Genomic DNA, 16,353 nt, shown 5'->3' with positions numbered 1-16,353 from the left:
TCCAGAGGGTGCGGGTCATGGCGGTGCCTTCCCGGAGGAACGGACTCATGGCCCGGTGGTCCCTCCTTCGCGCGGTTGCGGGTTCCGGATGAGGTTGGCCGCCCGTTCCGCCACGGCCAGCACGGTCGCATGGGGATTGGCGGACACGATGGACGGCATGACGGAGGCGTCGGCGACGCGCAGACCGTCGACGCCGCGGACCCTCAGCTGCGGGTCGGTGACGGCGTGGTCGTCGGAGCCCATGCGGCAGGTGCCCACGGGGTGGTAGTAGCTGCCCACACTGTGCCGCACGTACGCGCGCCGCCCGGCCTGGTCCCGCACGTCGCCGCCGGGCAGGGCCTCCTCCCCGCGCCAGGCGTCCAGGGACCGCTGCCGCCCGATGTCCCGCGCCAGCTCGATGCCCTCGGCCAGCCGGTCGACGTCCGGGCGCTCGGTCAGGAGGCCGGGGTCGACGACGGGGGCGTCGCGGGGGTCGGGACCCGAGAGCCGTACCGATCCGCGGCTGTCGGGTGCCATCAGGCCCACGACGAAGCTGAAGCCGCCTTCCGCCGCGGTCAGCGGGGGAGGCGCGTACGACCGGCTGAAGAAGAGGATCTGCAGGTCGGGGACGGTCGACGAGCGGTCGCTGCACAGGGTCGCGGCGGCGTCGAAAGCGGGGCCGGTGGGCGCGGAGAGCGTCCTTGCCGCACGGAAGTTGACGACGCTGATGGGGTGGTCGTGCAGGTTCGCCCCCACCCCCGGGGAGTCCGCCGTGACGTCGATGCCCAGGCGCCGCAGGTCGTCGGCCGGTCCGACCCCGGACAGCATGAGCAACTGGGGGGAGCCGACGGCCCCCGCGGCGAGCACGACCTCGCCGGCGGACGCCCGTCGGGTGCGGCCCTCCCGGTCGTACTCGACACCCGTGCAGCGTCCCCGGTCGAACAGGAGCCTGCGGACGAGCGCCTCGGCGCGCACGGTCAGGTTGGCCCGGTCCAGCACGGGCCGCAGGTAGCCGTCCGCGGCGCTCTGCCGTACGCCGTCGACGATGTTGAGGTCCAGCCATCCGCCGCCCAGTTGATGGCGGCCGTTGATGTCGGTCGTGAGGAGGTGGCCGGCGGACTGGAGTGCGCCGAGGCAGGCGGCGGAGAGGGGGTGCGCGAGGGGTGCCGGAGCCACGCGCATGGGGCCCTGGGTGCCGCGGTACTCCGGATCGCGGCCCTCGGTGCGTTCGCTGCGCCGCAGGTACGGCAGCAGGCTCCGGTGGTTCCAGCCGGTGGCGCCCGCCTCCTCCCAGGCGTCGTAGCCGGCCGGGTGCCCGCGCAGGTGGATCATCCCGTTGATGCTGCTCGACCCCCCGAGCGTCTTCCCGCGGGGGTAGGGGATCACGGTCCGTTCGCCGTCGTGGCCCACGAGGGTGGTGGAGTGTCCCCAGTCCACGTCGCCGCCGATCAGGTGCATCCAGTGCGCGGGTTCCGCGACGGCGTCGGGCCCCTGCGCGGGACCGGCCTCGAGGAGCAGCACTCGGGCGTGGGGGTTCTCGGACAACCGGGCCGCCAGGACGCATCCGGCGGTTCCCCCGCCGACGACGATGTGGTCGTATTCCGTCATCGCAGACCTCCCACGTCACCGTATACGGGTCGGAACCAGGACGAAACCCGGTCGCCTGGTCCGGACCTGCCCGAGGGCACGTCCTCACCACCGTGCGTGCCCTTCCTGTGGCACGCGGTCGCGTCGCAGGGGCCACGTAGCATGAGAAAAGCGGGCAGGCTGCGATGCCGAGCGGCGCGGGCGGGCCGTGAGGGGCAGGGGTGACAGCCGCGGACAGGGACCGGCTCCAGGACAGGGACCGGCGCGCCTGCCGGATGGTGGCAGGCCTGCTGGCCGACAGCCACTTGATGGCCCTCGAGCAACTGCCCGCCAAGGCGGCCGAGTACGCGGAGGCCGCGGGGCTCGCCCACGTGGCGGTCCATCTCGCCGACCTCCAGCGGCACGTGCTGCGCAACCTCGCCGACACCGGCCGGGGTTGCCCCGGGAACCGGAACCCCAGCGCCGAGATGCGGATCGAGGGCAGTGTCCCCGGCCGGGCCTACCAGTACGGCAGGCTCCTGTCGGCCGCCTCCGCGTGCCCCGGCGGCGGATTCCGGTGGTGGGTGCCCCTGCTCGGCGGCACGGAGCGGCTGGGCCTGCTGCGCGCCACCACGGAGGCCGGCGACGAGCGGACGCGTGAGGACGTGCAGATGCTCGCCGACGCGGTGGCGCTCATCGTGGTCGCCAAGCGCGACTCCAGCGATCTGCACGCCCGTCGCGTGCGCACGGACACGATGAACGTGGCTGCCGAGATGCAGTGGCGACTGCCGCCGCGCTCGTACGCGGACGGCCCGGGTGGTCATCGCCGCGGCGCTGGAGCCGGCCTACCGGGTCGGCGGGGACGCCTTCGACTACGCCCTGGACGGCCCCCTCGTCCACCTGTCGATCTTCGACGCGATGGGGCACGACACCGCGGCCGGCGTGACCGCGGGACTCGCGATGGGCGCTGGCCGCAACGCCCGCCGCCGGCAGGCGGGCCTGGTCCGGGCGACCGAGGAGATCGAGAGGGCGCTCATCGAGCAGTTCGACGGAGCGCGTTACGCCACGGGCATCCTGGCGTGCCCGGACACCCGCACCGGAGTCCTGGAGTGGGTCAACCGCGGCCACCACCCGCCGGTGCTCATCAGGGGCGGCCGCTGGGCGGCGGAACTCGCCTGCGCTCCGGGTGACCCCATGGGCACGGGCCTGGGCGTGGCGCCCGACGCGTGCCGGGCCCGGCTGGAGCCCGGCGACCGCCTGGTGCTGTACACCGACGGCATCACCGAGGCCCGGTCGGCCGCGGGGGACGAGTTCGGCCTCACCGGACTCGTCGACCTCCTCGTCCGGCGCCATGCCGACCGTCTGCCCGTCCCGGAGACCCTGTGCCGTCTCATGCACGGCGTCGCGGACCACCAGGCGGGCGAACTGCGCGACGACGCAACGGTGTTGTTCTGCGAATGGCTCGGCGCCTCCCCGGACCGGCAGGACCTCGCCGCCGCAGCGGCCGGTGTCCCGATCCCCGGTGACACACGTGCGGCCCCATCCCCCGCCGGGGGTACGTGAACCGGTACCGGTCGCCCGGCCGGAGGCGACACGATCGTCCCATGGGTGCATCGAACGCGGTTTGCCCGCGCGGTCGCCGGTGGGGCCACCGTGGAGTTCCGGCCCGGAGGCTCCTCGCCGGGGCCGTTGACCCGCAGTCGTCAGCAGGCGTCGTGGCTCCGGTCGACCCGACGAAGCGGAGGTCGGGGACTTCGTCCTCGCCCGGGTCGCGGGGACGCTGTACCTGCACCGCGTGGTGTCCTCGACCCGGCCGGGAAGCGCGTGCAGATCAGCAATGGTCGCGGCCACGCCGACGGATGGACCGGTCACGACCGCGTCTTCGGCATCCGCGTGGTGGCGGTCGGCGGTGTTCCGCGTGCCGGGGCGGGCGGCAGGACTCTCGCGGCCGATCCCCCTGCCCGTCCCTGACCGGCGGCGACACCGGCCGACCACCGCCGTGGCGAACGGGCCCGCTCCCCGCGGGGGTTGCGGCCGCGGCCTCAGAGGACTTCCAGCGGTACGGGCCCGCTCGGCGGCGGGAACGCCTCGTCCAGCAGGGCGAGCACGTCCTCGGGCAGCCGCAGGTCCGCGGCGGCCCGGTTGTCCCGGACGTGTGCCGGACGGCCGGTTCGGGGAATGACCGCGACGTCCTGTTCCAGCAGCCAGGCCAGCGCCACCTGGGCGGGTGTGGCGCCCAGTTCACGGGCGACGGCGCGCAGCGGCGCGGACCGCAGCAACCGGCCCTGCTCGAGCGGGGAGTAGGCCATGACGGCCACTCCGCCGCGCCGGCACCAAGGGAGCAGGTCCGCTTCGATACCGCGGCGCGCGAGGTTGTAGAGCACCTGGTCGGCCGAGACCGCGTCGCCGCCGGGCAGTTCGGCCAGTTCGGTCATGTCGCCGACGCCGAGGTTGCTCACGCCCCAGGAGCGGATCTTGCCCGCGGACATCAGGTCGGCGAAGCCGGCGACGGTCTCGGCCAGGGGACGGCGGCCGCGCCAGTGCAGCAGGTACAGGTCCAGGACGTCCGTGCCGAGCCGGCGCAGACTCGCCTCGCAGGCCGCGACGGTGCCGCGGCGGTCGGCGTGGGAGGGCAGCACCTTGCCGACCAGGAAGACCTCCTCGCGGCGTCCGGCGATGGCCTGCCCGACCAGTTCCTCGGCGGCGCCGTCGCCGTACATCTCCGCCGTGTCCACCAGCGTCATGCCCAGGTCCAGGCCCAGCCGCAGTGCGGCGATCTCCTCGTCCCGGCGGTCCGGGTCGTCCCCCAGGTACCAGGTGCCCTGCCCGAGCGCCGGGACGTCCCGGCAGGGGAACCGAACGGTCCGCATGTCCCTGCCCCCGTTCCCGCGTCGAGTACGGCACACCGGCCGCCGGCGCCCCGCCCGTGCGCGCCCTGCCACCCTCAGGCCACCACCGCCGACGGGCTGATGCAACTCGACGCCGGGGCGCGTGCGGCGGCATCGCGGTCCGCGGCCCATGCTGGGAGAGAGGCACGACCGGCCGAGGAGGACGTCCATGTCGGAAGCGCGAGCGAACCACCCGGGGCTCATCGTCCCGGTCGGACACGTGGAGCCGGTCCCGCGGCGCATCCGCGGCACGGTCGACGGCCGGACGGTCCTCGACACCACGCGTGCGCTGTACGTGTGGGAGTGGCCCGGCTACCCGCAGTACAGCATCCCGTTGCGGGACGTCACCGAGGGCGCCCTGACCGACGAGGGCCGCACCGGAAAGCTCAGCCCCGGGCCCGCGCGACGGCACGCGCTCCGCGCCGGGGCACAGGTCCGCGAAGGGGCCGCGTGGGTGTGGGAGGAGGGAGCCCCCGAACGGCTGCTCGGCACCGCCCGCTTCCGCTGGGACGCGATCGACGCCTGGTACGAGGAGGACGAGCAGGTCTTCGTGCACCCGCGCAGCCCCTACACCCGCGTCGACGCCCTGCGGTCCTCCAGCAGCGTCCGCGTGGAGGTCGACGGCGTGGTCCTGGCGGACGCGCCGCACGCGGTGCTCCTGTTCGAGACCGGCCTGCCGACCCGCTACTACGTGGAACGCCCCTACGTCGACTGGACCGGGCTGCGCCCCACGGCCACCGTGACGGCCTGCCCCTACAAGGGCACGACCACGGGGTACTGGTCGTTCACCTCGCCGACCGCCACCCACACCGACGTCGCCTGGGCCTACGACTTCCCCACGCCGCAGGTGGCGTCGATCGCCGGGATGGTCGCCTTCTACAACGAGCACGTCGACCTCTACGTCGACGGCTCCCTCGTGCCGCGGCCCGTCCCGGTCTCGCGCGACGCCTGGAAGCGCGCCCACGAGGCTTGAACGGGCGGGCGCTTCACAAGGTCCGCAGCACGGCGACGACCTTGCCCAGGATCGTCGCGTCCTCCCCGGGGATCGGCTCGTACGCGGGATTCTCGGGGAGCAGCCAGACATGGCCGCCCTCCTGCTTGAGGCGTTTGACGGTCGCCTCGCCGTCGAGCATCGCGGCGACGATGTCGCCGTTCTCCGCGGTCGGCTGCCGCCGTACGGTCACCCAGTCGCCGTCGCAGATCGCGGCGCCGAGCATCGAGTCGCCCGCCACCTCCAGCGCGAACAGCTCGCCCTCGCCGACCACTTCCCGCGGCAGGGCGAAGACGTCCTCGACGACCTCCTCGGCCAGGATCGGCGCGCCCGCGGCGATCCGCCCGACCACCGGCACGTACGCCGCCTCGGGCAGCTCCGCGGGTTCCGTGCCGTCGCGTACCTCGGGGGAGGCGGACCGCACCCGGTACGCCCGCGGGCGGTGCGGGTCCTGCTCCAGCACGCCCTTGCGCTGCAGCGCGCCCACCTGGTGGGCGACGGACGAGGTGCTCGCGAGCCCCACGGCCTGGCCGATCTCCCGCATCGACGGCGGGTAGCCGCGCTGGGCCACCGACTGAAGGACGGCCTCGACGATGCGGGCCTGGCGGGTGGTCAGGCCGTCCGGGCGCACTCTGTCGCCGGGCGGGCGGCCAGGCCCCGCTCCGCTGGTCGCGTCCATGCCGGTTCCTCCCACGTGTGCCGATCTTGACCGTTGTGCCACCGTACCCCGCTGACCTGCCGGGACGGAACGGGGTGCGGGGATTTGCCCCCGGGCGGCGGCACGGGACGCCACGACACGGCCGCACACGGCCCGGTACGGCCCGCCACGGGGTCCGGCACCGGGGTCACGACAGCGGCTCCCTCAGCTCGACGCAGCGCAGGGCGGCCGCCATGGCCCGCTCGTCGCCGACGTCCATCGCGGTGTCGGTGAGCTTGATGACGTGCTCGTCCCCGTGGACCAGGGCCAGCCGCACGATCTCCTGCGGCGCGATGCCGCCGGGCGGGGACCACGGGACGGGTGCGTCGGGCGCGTACATCGCGGTCACCGCCGCCGAGGCCACCCAGGCGGCGCGCAGGCTCGGCAGCCACAGGGTCGCGGGCAGCGCGGGCAGGGTCCGCAGGACGGCGTTGGGCGCGGTGGCCGCGTGGACGAGCATCGTCTCCTCGCCGTGCCCGTGGGTGGCGTACCGGTGGGTGGCGGCGCGCACGAGTTCGGCGAGCCGCTGCCGCGCGACGTGCGGGTCGCGGACGTCGTCGGCCCACACGGGCACGGCCGTCACGCGGGCCAGCCGGTCGGGGAAGCACCGCGTCCAGGGCCGTGTGGGCGGTGTCGGCGCTGTTCGCGCCGTCCGCGGTGTCCGCCCGGACGGGCAGCACTCCGAGACCCGTGACGGGCCGGTGGCGTGCGGCCCAGTAGCCCAGGCCGTGGGCGAGTTCGCCGAGCCGCGGCGCGGTCTCCACCCCTCCGAGCAGCGTCCGCACGGCGTGCCCGACCCGGATCACCGGATGCGTCGACCCGCCGTACATCCCGGGCAGCAGGCGCGGCCACCACTGGCCGAGCACGTCCCGCCACGGGCGTTCGGCGACCTCCCGCCCGAAGAAGGCGATCCAGTCGGCCAGCCGGTGCGGGTCGCCCAGGGCCTCCCGCCAGTCGGCGGCCGTCACGGGTGCCGTCCCGGAGGGGAATTCCTCCAACTTCGCGGAGTACCGGTCGAGCCAGCGGTGCACACCGCCCGCCTGTCCGTGCGCGGCCAGTGCCTCGACCGCCATCGGCGCGTGGTTGCTGAGCCGTCCCAGGCGCTCGGGCCCGGTGCGGTGCAGCCGTTCGAGTGCTTCGTCGAGTATTCCTGTCCCGTCCACGGACGGAGACGCTACGGCGTGCGCCCGCGCGGCGTAACCGGCGCAGGTCCTAGGTCCGAGGACCCCGCCCCGAGGGGCCGCCGCACAAGTGGACGGCGGCCGGGCGGCGTTGTGGCCTCGTCAGGCGCTGCGCGACGACCTGCGCAGCAGGAAGAGGCCCACGGCGGCCGACATCAGGACCACGTACAGCGAGAAGAGCATGCCCGCGTCCCGCAGACCCAGAGCGACGGCGAGGGCGCCGACTCCGACCACGGGCACCGAGATTCCGACATAGGCCACCACGAAGAAGGCCGAGATCGTCGCGCCCCGGTGCTCGTCCGGAGCGGCCGCGCTCACCCCGGCGAGGCCGGCCCGGAAGGACATGCCCTGGCCCAGGCCGGCCACCATGGCGCCGACCACGAGCACCGGCAGGGACTCGGTCCACAGCGAGGACGCCACGACGGCCATCCCCGCGGTCAGCACCAGGCATCCCGCAGGCAGCGTGCGCCGCGCGCCCCACAGGCCCGTCAGCAGTTGCCCGGCGGTGGAGGCGCCGAACACGGAGAAGACGACCGCCGCGATGACGGCCAGGTTGTGCTCGCCCAGCGTCTGCTCCAGGAAGCTCGGCGCCACCGCGGTGAACAGTCCGAGCATGGAGAAGCCCGCGAACGCGGCCAGCGCGGCCGGTACGAATGCCGCACGCGCCTGCGGCGGAACGACCATGCCCTGCGGGCGCAGCCGGGGTCGCGGAGTGCGACGCGCCACTGTCTCGGGCAGCGCGCTCGTGACGGCCAAGGCGGCCAGCAGGAGGGCGATGTGCACGAGGAAGGGCAGCCGGAGCGGCCACGGCGCGTACTCGGCGAGGATCCCCGACAGGAGCGGCCCGCACCCCAGGCCGCCCATGTTCGCGGCGGTGGCCGCGAAGGCCGCGCGGGCCCGCCGGGCGGGAGGCGCCAACTCCAGGACGGCGGCCGTGGCGCAGCCACTGAGCAGCCCGGCGGAGAATCCCGAGAGCAGCCGTCCGGCGAACAGCAGCGGCAGCCCGTTCTGGAACAGGAAGCACACCGCGCTCAGCAGCGACAGCCCCAGCGCGGACAGCAGCACGGGCCGCCGGCCCAGGATGTCCGAGAAGTCGCCGGCGATCAGGAGCGCGGCGATGACGCCGATGGCGTAGACCGCGAAGACCACCGTGACGACCAGCTCGGAGAACCCGATCCGCTCCCGGTAGAGCCCGTACAGCGGCGTGGGCAGCGTGGTCCCCGCCATGCCGACCGCGAACACCCCCGCGGCCGCGACGTACGAGCCCCGCCCACGACGTGCCCCGGCGACTTGCGTGATCACGCCACCAATCTAGCCGCGCGCCCCGCCCGGCCGCCCGTGGGCCGCGGGCGCGCCGGTCGTCGTGCCGGGCGGGGCGGCGGCGACGTCGCGGGACGCGGCGCCGGCGAGCGCGGTCAGGCCGCCGGGGCGAGCTCGGTCCGGCCGAACAGCAAGGCGTAGCCGTCGGGGAGCTGTTCGAGGATGCGGGTGACCAGGGCGGCCCCGGCCAGCCGGGCGACGACGGCGAGCACGGTGCAGGCGTTCCACCGCGCGGTCGCGGGCGTGCCGCCGGTGCGTTCCGCCAGGTCGCGGACGAAGCCGTCCCCGGGGAGCGGAACGGTCGCGGGGATCTCGGCGGTGAGGACGAGGGCGGCCTCGACGGGCAGGCAGGCGGCCAGGTCGACGCGTTCTTCACCGGTCACCTGCCGGCCGAGCGCGGCGAGCACGGTGCGTACGGCGTCCTCTGCCCGGTCCAGCGTGGGGTGGGCGCCGTCGTAGCGCACCCGTTCCAGCATCTGGTGGAACGTCATGGCCACAGCGGGCCGTCCCGTTTGAGGCTGGGGGAACATCAGGAACCTCCGCGGCGGTCGATCGTGGGCCGGTGTCCGGCCGTCCGGCGCGCGTCTACCCCCGATCCCGGCGAGTATGACGGCCTTGCCGCATTCGGTGGAAAAACGTCACGCGACGGCCTCGTCCCCCCATCGTTCCCCGCACACGGCACGGGCGGGTAACGCCGCGTTACAAACCGGTGTCGAACGGCGGGATGTCAGCCGACACGGGCGGCACCGGCGTCCGCGCCCTTGGCAATTGCCGTATCGGCGGGTGTCTCCTGGCCCTCGGCACAGTTCACCCGAACGGACTACGACGGGGCCGGCGCCGTCCACCCACGGGGCGTCCCGGGGCCGGGCGCGCATACTGAGAAAGCGGGGCCGGGAAGGATCCCCGGCCACCGTGTCGTGCGCGGGAGGCCGGGTGAGTGCCGTGGACACCGACTACGCGGCCGTCTTCGAGGCGTCGCCCAGCGCGCTGCTGCTGCTCACCCCGGGGCTCGTGATCCTGGACGCGAACGCGGCGTACCGGGACCTGCTCGGCCGCGGCCGGGACCAGCTGGTCGGCAGGTACGTCTTCGACGTCTACCCCGACAACCCCGGCGATCCGGAAGGAGGCGGGCTCAAGGCCCTGCGCGCGTCGCTGCGGCGGGTGCTGGAGACCGGCGCGCAGGACGTCGCCGGCCCCTACCGCCACGACGTGGAGGAACCCGACCGCCCTGGTGTGTACACACAGCGGTACTGGAGCCCGGTCAACGCCCCCGTCCTGGACGCGGACGGCGAGGTGGCGCTGATCGTGCACCGCCTGGCGGAGATCACCGATCTGATCCGTGACGGCGGCCCCGCCACGGACGAGCGCCACCGGCAGATCGAACTGGAGCTGTACTCCCGTTCCCGCCAGTTGCAGCAGGTCAACGAACGGCTGCGGCGCGCCAACGCCCAGGAGCGGCACGTGGCGCTCGCCCTCCAGCAGGCGATGATGCCGGCGCTCCAGCCGCTCGGCCGGCACGCCTTCGCCGTGCGCTACCGTCCGGCGGAGAACAGCCTCAACGTCTGCGGCGACTGGTACGACGTGGCACGGCTGCCGGGCGGGAAGTACGCCCTCGCGGTCGGTGACGTCGTCGGCCACGGCCTGACGGCGGCCGGTGTCATGGGGCAGTTGCGCAGCGCGCTGAGCGCCGCGGTCCGTGTCGTGGACGGGCCCGCGGCGGCGCTGGACGGCCTCGACCTGTACGCGCGCTGCGTCGAGGGCGCGGTGTCCACGACCGCGGTGCAGATCGTCGTGGAATGGGCCGAGCGCCGCCTCGTCTACAGCAGCGCCGGCCATCCGCCTCCGGCGCTGGTCGATCCGGACGGGACCGTGGACTTCCTGGACCGGGCCACCGACCCGCCCCTGGGGGCCGCGCCCGAGCACACCCTCCGTCCGCAGGCGACACGCGCCTACCCCGAGGGCGCCGTTCTCGTCCTCTACACCGACGGACTCGTCGAGCGCCGTGGCGAGGACATCGACCAGGGCCTCGCCCGGCTCTCCGAGCGCCTGACCCGCCACCACGAAGACGACGTCGAGGACCTCGCGGACGGGCTCATGACCCTCAGCGCCTCCACCGACGACACCGCCGTGGTCGTCGTCCGTCTCTGAGCCCGTCCCGCGACGTGGCGGCGGGCGATCCCGGTGGTGCGGCGACCGAGTGCGGGACCGCCGGCCGACGCGATGTCGGCCGGCGGTCCCGCGGCGGTGGGCTACCGGCTCACCCCCGTGTCAGTTCCGTCCCGCCGGACCGGTCCGGCCGGCTGCCCGTGACCCGGACCGGCACGGTCCGTCCGTGACCGGACGGGACCCGTACGAAGGCGTGGACGAAGCCCGCCGCGGTGGCCTTGCCGGTCCCGACGACCCGGCCGCCGAGCCGCACGACATAGGCCTCGCGCGCGGCCAGGCCGGCCGCCGTCACCGACACGGTCGTGTCCTCGGCCGCCTGCCGCGGCGAGACGCCGACCACGAACGGCGTGCCGGAGTGCCGTGCCGGCACCGGTTGGAGGTCGGCCGCGCTCATCGGCGTCATCAGCAGATAGCGGTCCGCGACGTACGAGAGGATCGGGCTGTGGACCTCGAAGCCCGCCGTCGCCCACAGCGGCCGGCCGGAGGCCACGGAGAGGGTCCGGGAGACCGGCGCTCCTTCCTGCGTGCTGCGGGGGACGGGGATCTTCTCGTTGTGGAAGAAGCTCGTTCCCGCGTAGACCTCGGTGCCCTCACCGGCCGTGAGGAAGAACTCGGCGCTGTACGCCGCGGGCCGGTTGGTGAGGGTCATCGCCACGGGATCGCCCTCGCGCCGCGCCTTTCCGCGCTGGAACGTCGCGTAGAAGGGCTCCACCATGGCCGGACGGCCGGTCAGCCTGCTCTGCTGCCCATTCCGGTAGGTCGCGACGGCCGCTCCGTCGAGCACCAGGTCGAGATGGTCGACGCCGGTCGTGTCGTAGGAGCGGGTGAACGTGACGCCGGGGTCGATCATCAGAGTCGTGAAGATCACGTCCCCGCCGGTCAGCTTGTAACGCAGGGTCGGGAAGGCGGTGCGGTCCGTGCGGTTGGTGTAGGTCAGCTTCGCGGCGTGCGCGGACTTCGGGTCCTTGGCCAGCGACGCGGAGCTCGGGGACGACGCGGCCGCCTTCCAGGTCACCGACTTGCTCTGCCCGGTGCGGCCGTTGCCCTGGACCACGGAGAGGGTCGCCGTCAGCTTCTCCGCCCTGGTCTCGACCAGGTCCGACTTCCAGCTGAGCCAGGGCCAGCCGGTGGAGTCGACCGGGACGATCCGGTCCAGGTAGACGCTCCAGGTGCCCCGGATGACGACGTGCACCTTGCCCTTGCCCTGGACCCCGCCTTCCAGCGCGACCAAGGGGTTCCCGTCGAAAGCCTGTTGGTCGACGTGGTCGATGTCGCGCAGGACCAGGGGGCTGACGGTGAAGGAGTCACCGGCGGTCCGCCCGGCGTACCGGACCTCCATGGTCCGCTGCCCGGCTGCGAGACCGGCCGGCAGGGTGACCGAGCGGGCCACGCCGCCGTCGTCGCTGGTGCGTCCGCTCGCCAGCACCTGCCCCGAGCCCTTGATCCGGATCTGGAAGTCCACGGCCGGGGTCAGGCCGGTCGCCACGACGATCACGGACTGGCCCGGCACGGCGTAGTCGGGCTTGACGGTGACCACCGGCCGGGCTCCGGGCGTGCCGGTCGGCGGGCCGGTACGGGGATCGCTCGCGATGGTGACGTAGGTGCTCCGGCCGGTGTCGCCGTACGTGACCCGGCCCAGGTAGACCCCGCCGTCGCGCAGGCCGTTCCAGGCCAGGGTGACCGCGGTGGCGCTGCCGACCGTCAGGCTCGCCGTGGTGGGACGGGCGGTGAAGGTGCCCTCGGCTCCCTTGGCGTTCAGGACGAAGCTGGTCACGGTGAACCCGAGGGGTCCGGTCCCGGCGAAGAAGTCGACCTCGACCTGGTAAAGGCCGGCGGGCAGGTCGTCCACGTCGAGGTGTTCGTCGGCGGAGTCGGTGGCCGCACGGGCGAACAGCGTTTTGTCGCCGTAGTCGTTCAGCCGGTAGACCGACAGGTCGAGGTCGGCGGAGTTGTCGGCGGCGTCGAGTTCGAACCGCGCGTGGGTCGTGCCGGCCGGGACCTGCACGATGTGGGACTGCGCCGGGCTGCCGACGGTCCCGGAGCCCTGGACCCGCAGGCCCCGGGACAGGCCGCTCACCGTCACCGGCACCTCGCGGACGTCACCGCCGCGCAGGGTCGCGGTGGCACGGCCCGAACTACCCGAGGCCGCGAGCTCCGCCGGCGCGACCAGGGCCACCGGGCGCACCGCGAGCGCGCTGCGCACACTCTGGTCGCCGTTGCGCCAGGTCAGGTAGCCGGTGGCGTACTCGTCCAGCGGCGCGGTGGTCCGGGTGAAGGTCACCCGGAAGCTCTTGGACTGGCCAGGCGCCGTGAACGTCAGCGTCGCCGGCTCGACGACGGTCTCCACGCCCGGTATGCGCACCGCGTCGGCGGTGAAGGTCCCGGCCGCGGTCGAGGTCACCGTCCGGGTCACGGTCTGCCGACCGGCGAGCGAACCGACGCCGATCGAGGCCAGGTTGAGATCGGACGCGGCGGGCGCGGAGGGGTCGCCACCCAGGCCCGCGACGTACTGCGCCCAGTCGGCCGGACCGTTGAGGTAGAGCAGACCGGGGTGCAGGTACCGGGTCGGGTCGATCTGGCCGTTGCCCTGCGCGAACACGTCCCCGGACGCCTTCCCGTCAGCCGTGACGGTGGGGGAAGTGGTGGTCATCAGGGCGGACTTGATCTCCGCGGGGGTCGCCTGCGGATGGACTCCCAGGTACAGCGCGGCGAGACCGGCCACGTGCGGGGACGCCATCGAGGTGCCCGACATGAAGGTGAACCCGGGCCGCCCGCCCGCCGCGTTGGCGCCGTCGGCCAGGATGCCGACGCCGGGCGCCGCGAGGTCGGGCTTGATCAGGTCGCCGCCGTCGGCCGTCAGGGGTCCCCGGGAGGAGAACCCGGCGATCTGAGGGGCGGCGGCGGACGCCAGGTGGTGCGGATTGCCGTCGACCAGCGTGACCGTCGGTGCCTCGGTGGCGGCGTACGCGAGGAGCGTGTCGTAGCCGTCGGCGTCGATGTGAACGGTGGGGACGGTGTGCGCGTCGAGGTCCACCGAGTCGGGCGACGGGTTCACCAGGATCATCCCGATCCCGCCCGCGCGCTTCACCTCGGCGGACTTGGCCACCCGGTCGACGGTGCCCCGCTCGCACAGGACGATCCTGCCGGTCACCTTGGCGGGGTCCAGGGTCTGCGGTCCGCAGAGCTTGGACTGCGTGGCGACGTCGGTACCGGCGGCGGACGCCGCCACCAGCGGACCGGTGACGGTGCGGCCGCCCGCCGGCATCGTCACCGAGGCGCCGAGCAGGTTCACCCCGTCGCCCAGTTCGGCCGTGGCCTCGCGGGCCGGGATGGTGCTCGCCGCGGCGGTCGTGATCCAGGGCGAGGCGTTGTCGACCGTACTGGCGTCGGGGCCCGCGTTGCCGCCGGCGGTGGCGACGAAGATGCCGCTCGCGGCCGCGTTGCGGAACGCCTCGTCGACGACCGAGTCGGTGCTCTGGGCGCCGCCCGCCGAACCGATCGAGTAGTTGATCACGTCGACGTTGTCGGCCACGGCCGCGTCGATCGCGGCGAGCAGGTCGCCGGTGGCGCACCCGTCGTCCTCGGGGCTGCTGGCGTCGGGCCCGCTCCAGCAGGCCTTGTAGGCGGCGATCTTGGCGGCCGGTGAGACACCGGAGATCTTGCCCACCGGGACACCGCCGAGGTCGGCGTCGACACCGTTGTCGCCTGCCGCCGTACTGGCCGTGTGCGAACCGTGTGCCTCGCCGTCGCGCGGCGACAGGTACTCGCCGATCGCGGTGCCGCCGATGTGCCCGGCGCCGAAGTTGTCGACGAAGTACCGTGCCGACACGAGCTTGGTGGTGCAGTCCGCTGCCGTGAACTGCACACCAGGCGTGCACACGCCGCTGAACGTACCGCCGTCGGCCTTGCGGTACCTGATGGCCGTGCCGTCGAGGTAGGGCTCCTGGCCCGGCTCCCTGCCGAGCGGGGCGCCGGCGAACGACGGGTTCTCTGGGGCGATGCCCGTGTCGACGACGCCGACCACGATGCCCTGGCCGGCCTTCCCGACGCCGCCGTTGGCGGCCCACACGCCGTGGTCGCCGCTCAGGCCGAGGTAGTCCGTGGAGGTCGTGGCGGCCAGCGGCTTGCGCAGGTCGTCCTTGACCACCGACACCACCGTCGGGTCGGTGCGCAGCCGCTCGACCTGCTCCGGATCGAGTTCGGCCGTGAAGCCGTTGAGCGCTGCGGAGTACGACGAGATGACCCGCGCGCCGACCGCAGTGGCCGCGTCCCGCTGGCCCTTCCGCAGATGGTCGCGGTAGGCGCGGACCGGAGCGGAGTCGCTCTTCAGGCCCTCGCCTGCGCGTGGCGCGGTGCGCTCCCTGCCCGCCACACCGCCGGTGTACGTCGCGGCGGCGGGCTCCCGCAGGGTGACGATGTACCGCCCACCGGTGGGTGGCTGCCCCGTCGCGGAGCGCGCGCCGGCCGGCGACGACGCCGGGGGCGGGGCCGCGACGGCGGGGGACTGGGCCACGGCCAGGGGGAACAGCAGGCCGGCGACCGCGACGGCGGCGGCGGCGACGGACCGCCGCTTTACCGGGGGACGGGCAGGCGGAGGTGCAGGGGCCACCAGGACTCCTTCTTCGGTGGATGGCCGGGCATCCCGGCGTAGAGAACGCCGTGCGGGCGCACACAAGTTCTAGCGGGATGATCCACCGATGACCAAGAGTTGGTGTTTCCGATACCGGACAGTGGCCACAAGGGGCCAGCCGGACGCCGTATTCAGTGGCGCCGGGCGGCCTCCCGTGCCGCGCGCTCCAGGCGGTCCCGGTGGCTCTTCCACCACGACCGGTCCCCCTCGGGCATGTTGTCGTTGCCCTGACCCATCCCCACCGCGCCGTCCACGAGTTCCCGGACGATGTCGGCATGGCCCGCGTGCCGGTGCGTCTCGGCGGTCACGTGCACCAGGATCTGATGCAGTGTCACTTCCTACCGGCCCTCGCCCCACCACGGCACGCGGCCGGCCGCGTCCAGGGCGAGGTCGGTGATCGTGGCGTCCGCGTGCTGCCACACCCTCCGGTACAGGGTGACGATCTGCTCGCGCGACTCGTTCGCGGTGGCCCACAGGTCCGCGTTGGGTTCGGCGTCCTCGGTGAGCCACGGCAGCGCCTCGCCGAGGGGGCGCCCGAAGGTGTCGCCGAAGTACCCCGCCTCCACACCGGCGGCGTGCTTCACCAGGCCGAGGAGATTGGTGCCGGTCGGCGTCAGCGGGCGGCGTATGTCGTACTCCGAGAGCCCGTCGAGCTTCCAGAGGAGGGCGTCGCGCGCCGACTGCAGGTAACGGGCGAGGTCCGCCTTCTGCTTCGATTCGATCATTCCGGGAGTCTGCCACCCGGCCCGCGGGCCCGGTCGACCTCCCCCCGGCCGCGACCCGCCGGGGCCGCTTCAGGCGGCCGACGGCAACCGGGACGGCGAACGCAGGGGGAGTGCCGGCTCGAAGAACTCCTTCTCGCCGCCGACCGGCCGAGCCGGGTGCGGGCGAGTGCGGCGGACGGCAGCCACCTCGTCCCGGACCGTCGTGCCCGC

9 protein-coding genes and 2 pseudogenes are annotated in these 16,353 nt (G+C 73.9%); 3 read left to right on the top strand and 8 right to left on the bottom strand.

What is annotated here, in order from left to right; genetic code table 11:
- Window positions 1–45: 45 nt before the first annotated feature.
- The gene (locus PV364_RS00900) at window positions 46–1,587 is read right to left on the bottom strand and encodes a GMC family oxidoreductase (protein ID WP_319657587.1); all 1,542 of its coding nucleotides are present in this window, start codon (window positions 1,585–1,587) and stop codon (window positions 46–48) included.
- A 774-nt stretch (window positions 1,588–2,361) separates the two neighbouring features.
- On the opposite strand from PV364_RS00900, the gene PV364_RS00895 reads away from it, so the two are divergent.
- Window positions 2,362–3,108 carry a PP2C family protein-serine/threonine phosphatase gene (locus PV364_RS00895; RefSeq protein ID WP_319657586.1) on the top strand — a complete coding sequence of 249 codons (747 nt, stop codon included), beginning with the start codon at window positions 2,362–2,364 and terminating at the stop codon, window positions 3,106–3,108.
- Between the two features lie 479 nt (window positions 3,109–3,587).
- Here the strand turns inward: PV364_RS00895 and PV364_RS00890 are convergent, their stop codons facing one another.
- The gene (locus tag PV364_RS00890; RefSeq protein ID WP_319657585.1) at window positions 3,588–4,415 is read right to left on the bottom strand and encodes an aldo/keto reductase; all 828 of its coding nucleotides are present in this window, start codon (window positions 4,413–4,415) and stop codon (window positions 3,588–3,590) included.
- Between the two features lie 187 nt (window positions 4,416–4,602).
- Between PV364_RS00890 and PV364_RS00885 the strand changes: the two genes are divergently transcribed.
- Window positions 4,603–5,406: a DUF427 domain-containing protein gene (locus tag PV364_RS00885; RefSeq protein WP_319657584.1), complete on the top strand. Its 804-nt coding sequence runs from the start codon at window positions 4,603–4,605 to the stop codon at window positions 5,404–5,406.
- A 13-nt stretch (window positions 5,407–5,419) separates the two neighbouring features.
- On the opposite strand, the gene lexA is transcribed toward PV364_RS00885, so the two are convergent.
- The 4 genes and pseudogenes from lexA to PV364_RS00865 form a co-directional block, all read right to left on the bottom strand.
- On the bottom strand, window positions 5,420–6,103 hold the full coding sequence (gene lexA / locus PV364_RS00880; RefSeq protein ID WP_319657583.1) for a transcriptional repressor LexA: 684 nt from the start codon (window positions 6,101–6,103) through the stop codon (window positions 5,420–5,422).
- 166 nt (window positions 6,104–6,269) lie between these two features.
- Window positions 6,270–7,284 (bottom strand): annotated as a pseudogene (locus PV364_RS00875) (questin oxidase family protein).
- A 120-nt stretch (window positions 7,285–7,404) separates the two neighbouring features.
- Window positions 7,405–8,529 carry an MFS transporter gene (locus PV364_RS00870; protein WP_319657846.1) on the bottom strand — a complete coding sequence of 375 codons (1,125 nt, stop codon included), beginning with the start codon at window positions 8,527–8,529 and terminating at the stop codon, window positions 7,405–7,407.
- Between the two features lie 188 nt (window positions 8,530–8,717).
- Window positions 8,718–9,113, bottom strand: coding sequence for a DUF2267 domain-containing protein (locus tag PV364_RS00865; protein WP_319657582.1), 396 nt, complete (start codon window positions 9,111–9,113; stop codon window positions 8,718–8,720).
- Window positions 9,114–9,555: 442 nt separating this feature from the next.
- Between PV364_RS00865 and PV364_RS00860 the strand changes: the two genes are divergently transcribed.
- A complete protein-coding gene (locus PV364_RS00860; protein ID WP_319657581.1) occupies window positions 9,556–10,770 on the top strand; it encodes a PP2C family protein-serine/threonine phosphatase in 1,215 nt (404 codons plus the stop codon).
- A 109-nt stretch (window positions 10,771–10,879) separates the two neighbouring features.
- On the opposite strand, the gene PV364_RS00855 is transcribed toward PV364_RS00860, so the two are convergent.
- Entirely contained in the window at window positions 10,880–15,397 is a 4,518-nt protein-coding gene (locus PV364_RS00855; RefSeq protein ID WP_319657580.1) for a S8 family peptidase, read from the bottom strand.
- 152 nt (window positions 15,398–15,549) lie between these two features.
- Window positions 15,550–16,143: pseudogene (locus PV364_RS00850) on the bottom strand (DinB family protein).
- Between the last annotated feature and the right edge of the window lie 210 nt (window positions 16,144–16,353).

Source organism: Streptomyces sp. MI02-7b (assembly GCF_033793585.1).
Lineage (GTDB): Bacteria > Actinomycetota > Actinomycetes > Streptomycetales > Streptomycetaceae > Actinacidiphila.
This window is presented reverse-complemented; position numbering and strand designations above follow the sequence as displayed.

What these genes read in the sequence shown, in the direction of transcription:
- PV364_RS00870 (WP_319657846.1), bottom strand. Translation starts at nt 8,529, where the DNA reads ATGGCGGGGACCACGCTGCCCACGCCGCTGTACGGGCTCTACCGGGAG.
- PV364_RS00865 (WP_319657582.1), bottom strand. Translation starts at nt 9,113, where the DNA reads ATGACGTTCCACCAGATGCTGGAACGGGTGCGCTACGACGGCGCCCAC.
- PV364_RS00885 (WP_319657584.1), top strand. Translation starts at nt 4,603, where the DNA reads ATGTCGGAAGCGCGAGCGAACCACCCGGGGCTCATCGTCCCGGTCGGA.
- lexA (WP_319657583.1), bottom strand. Translation starts at nt 6,103, where the DNA reads ATGGACGCGACCAGCGGAGCGGGGCCTGGCCGCCCGCCCGGCGACAGA.
- PV364_RS00900 (WP_319657587.1), bottom strand. Translation starts at nt 1,587, where the DNA reads ATGACGGAATACGACCACATCGTCGTCGGCGGGGGAACCGCCGGATGC.
- PV364_RS00890 (WP_319657585.1), bottom strand. Translation starts at nt 4,415, where the DNA reads ATGCGGACCGTTCGGTTCCCCTGCCGGGACGTCCCGGCGCTCGGGCAG.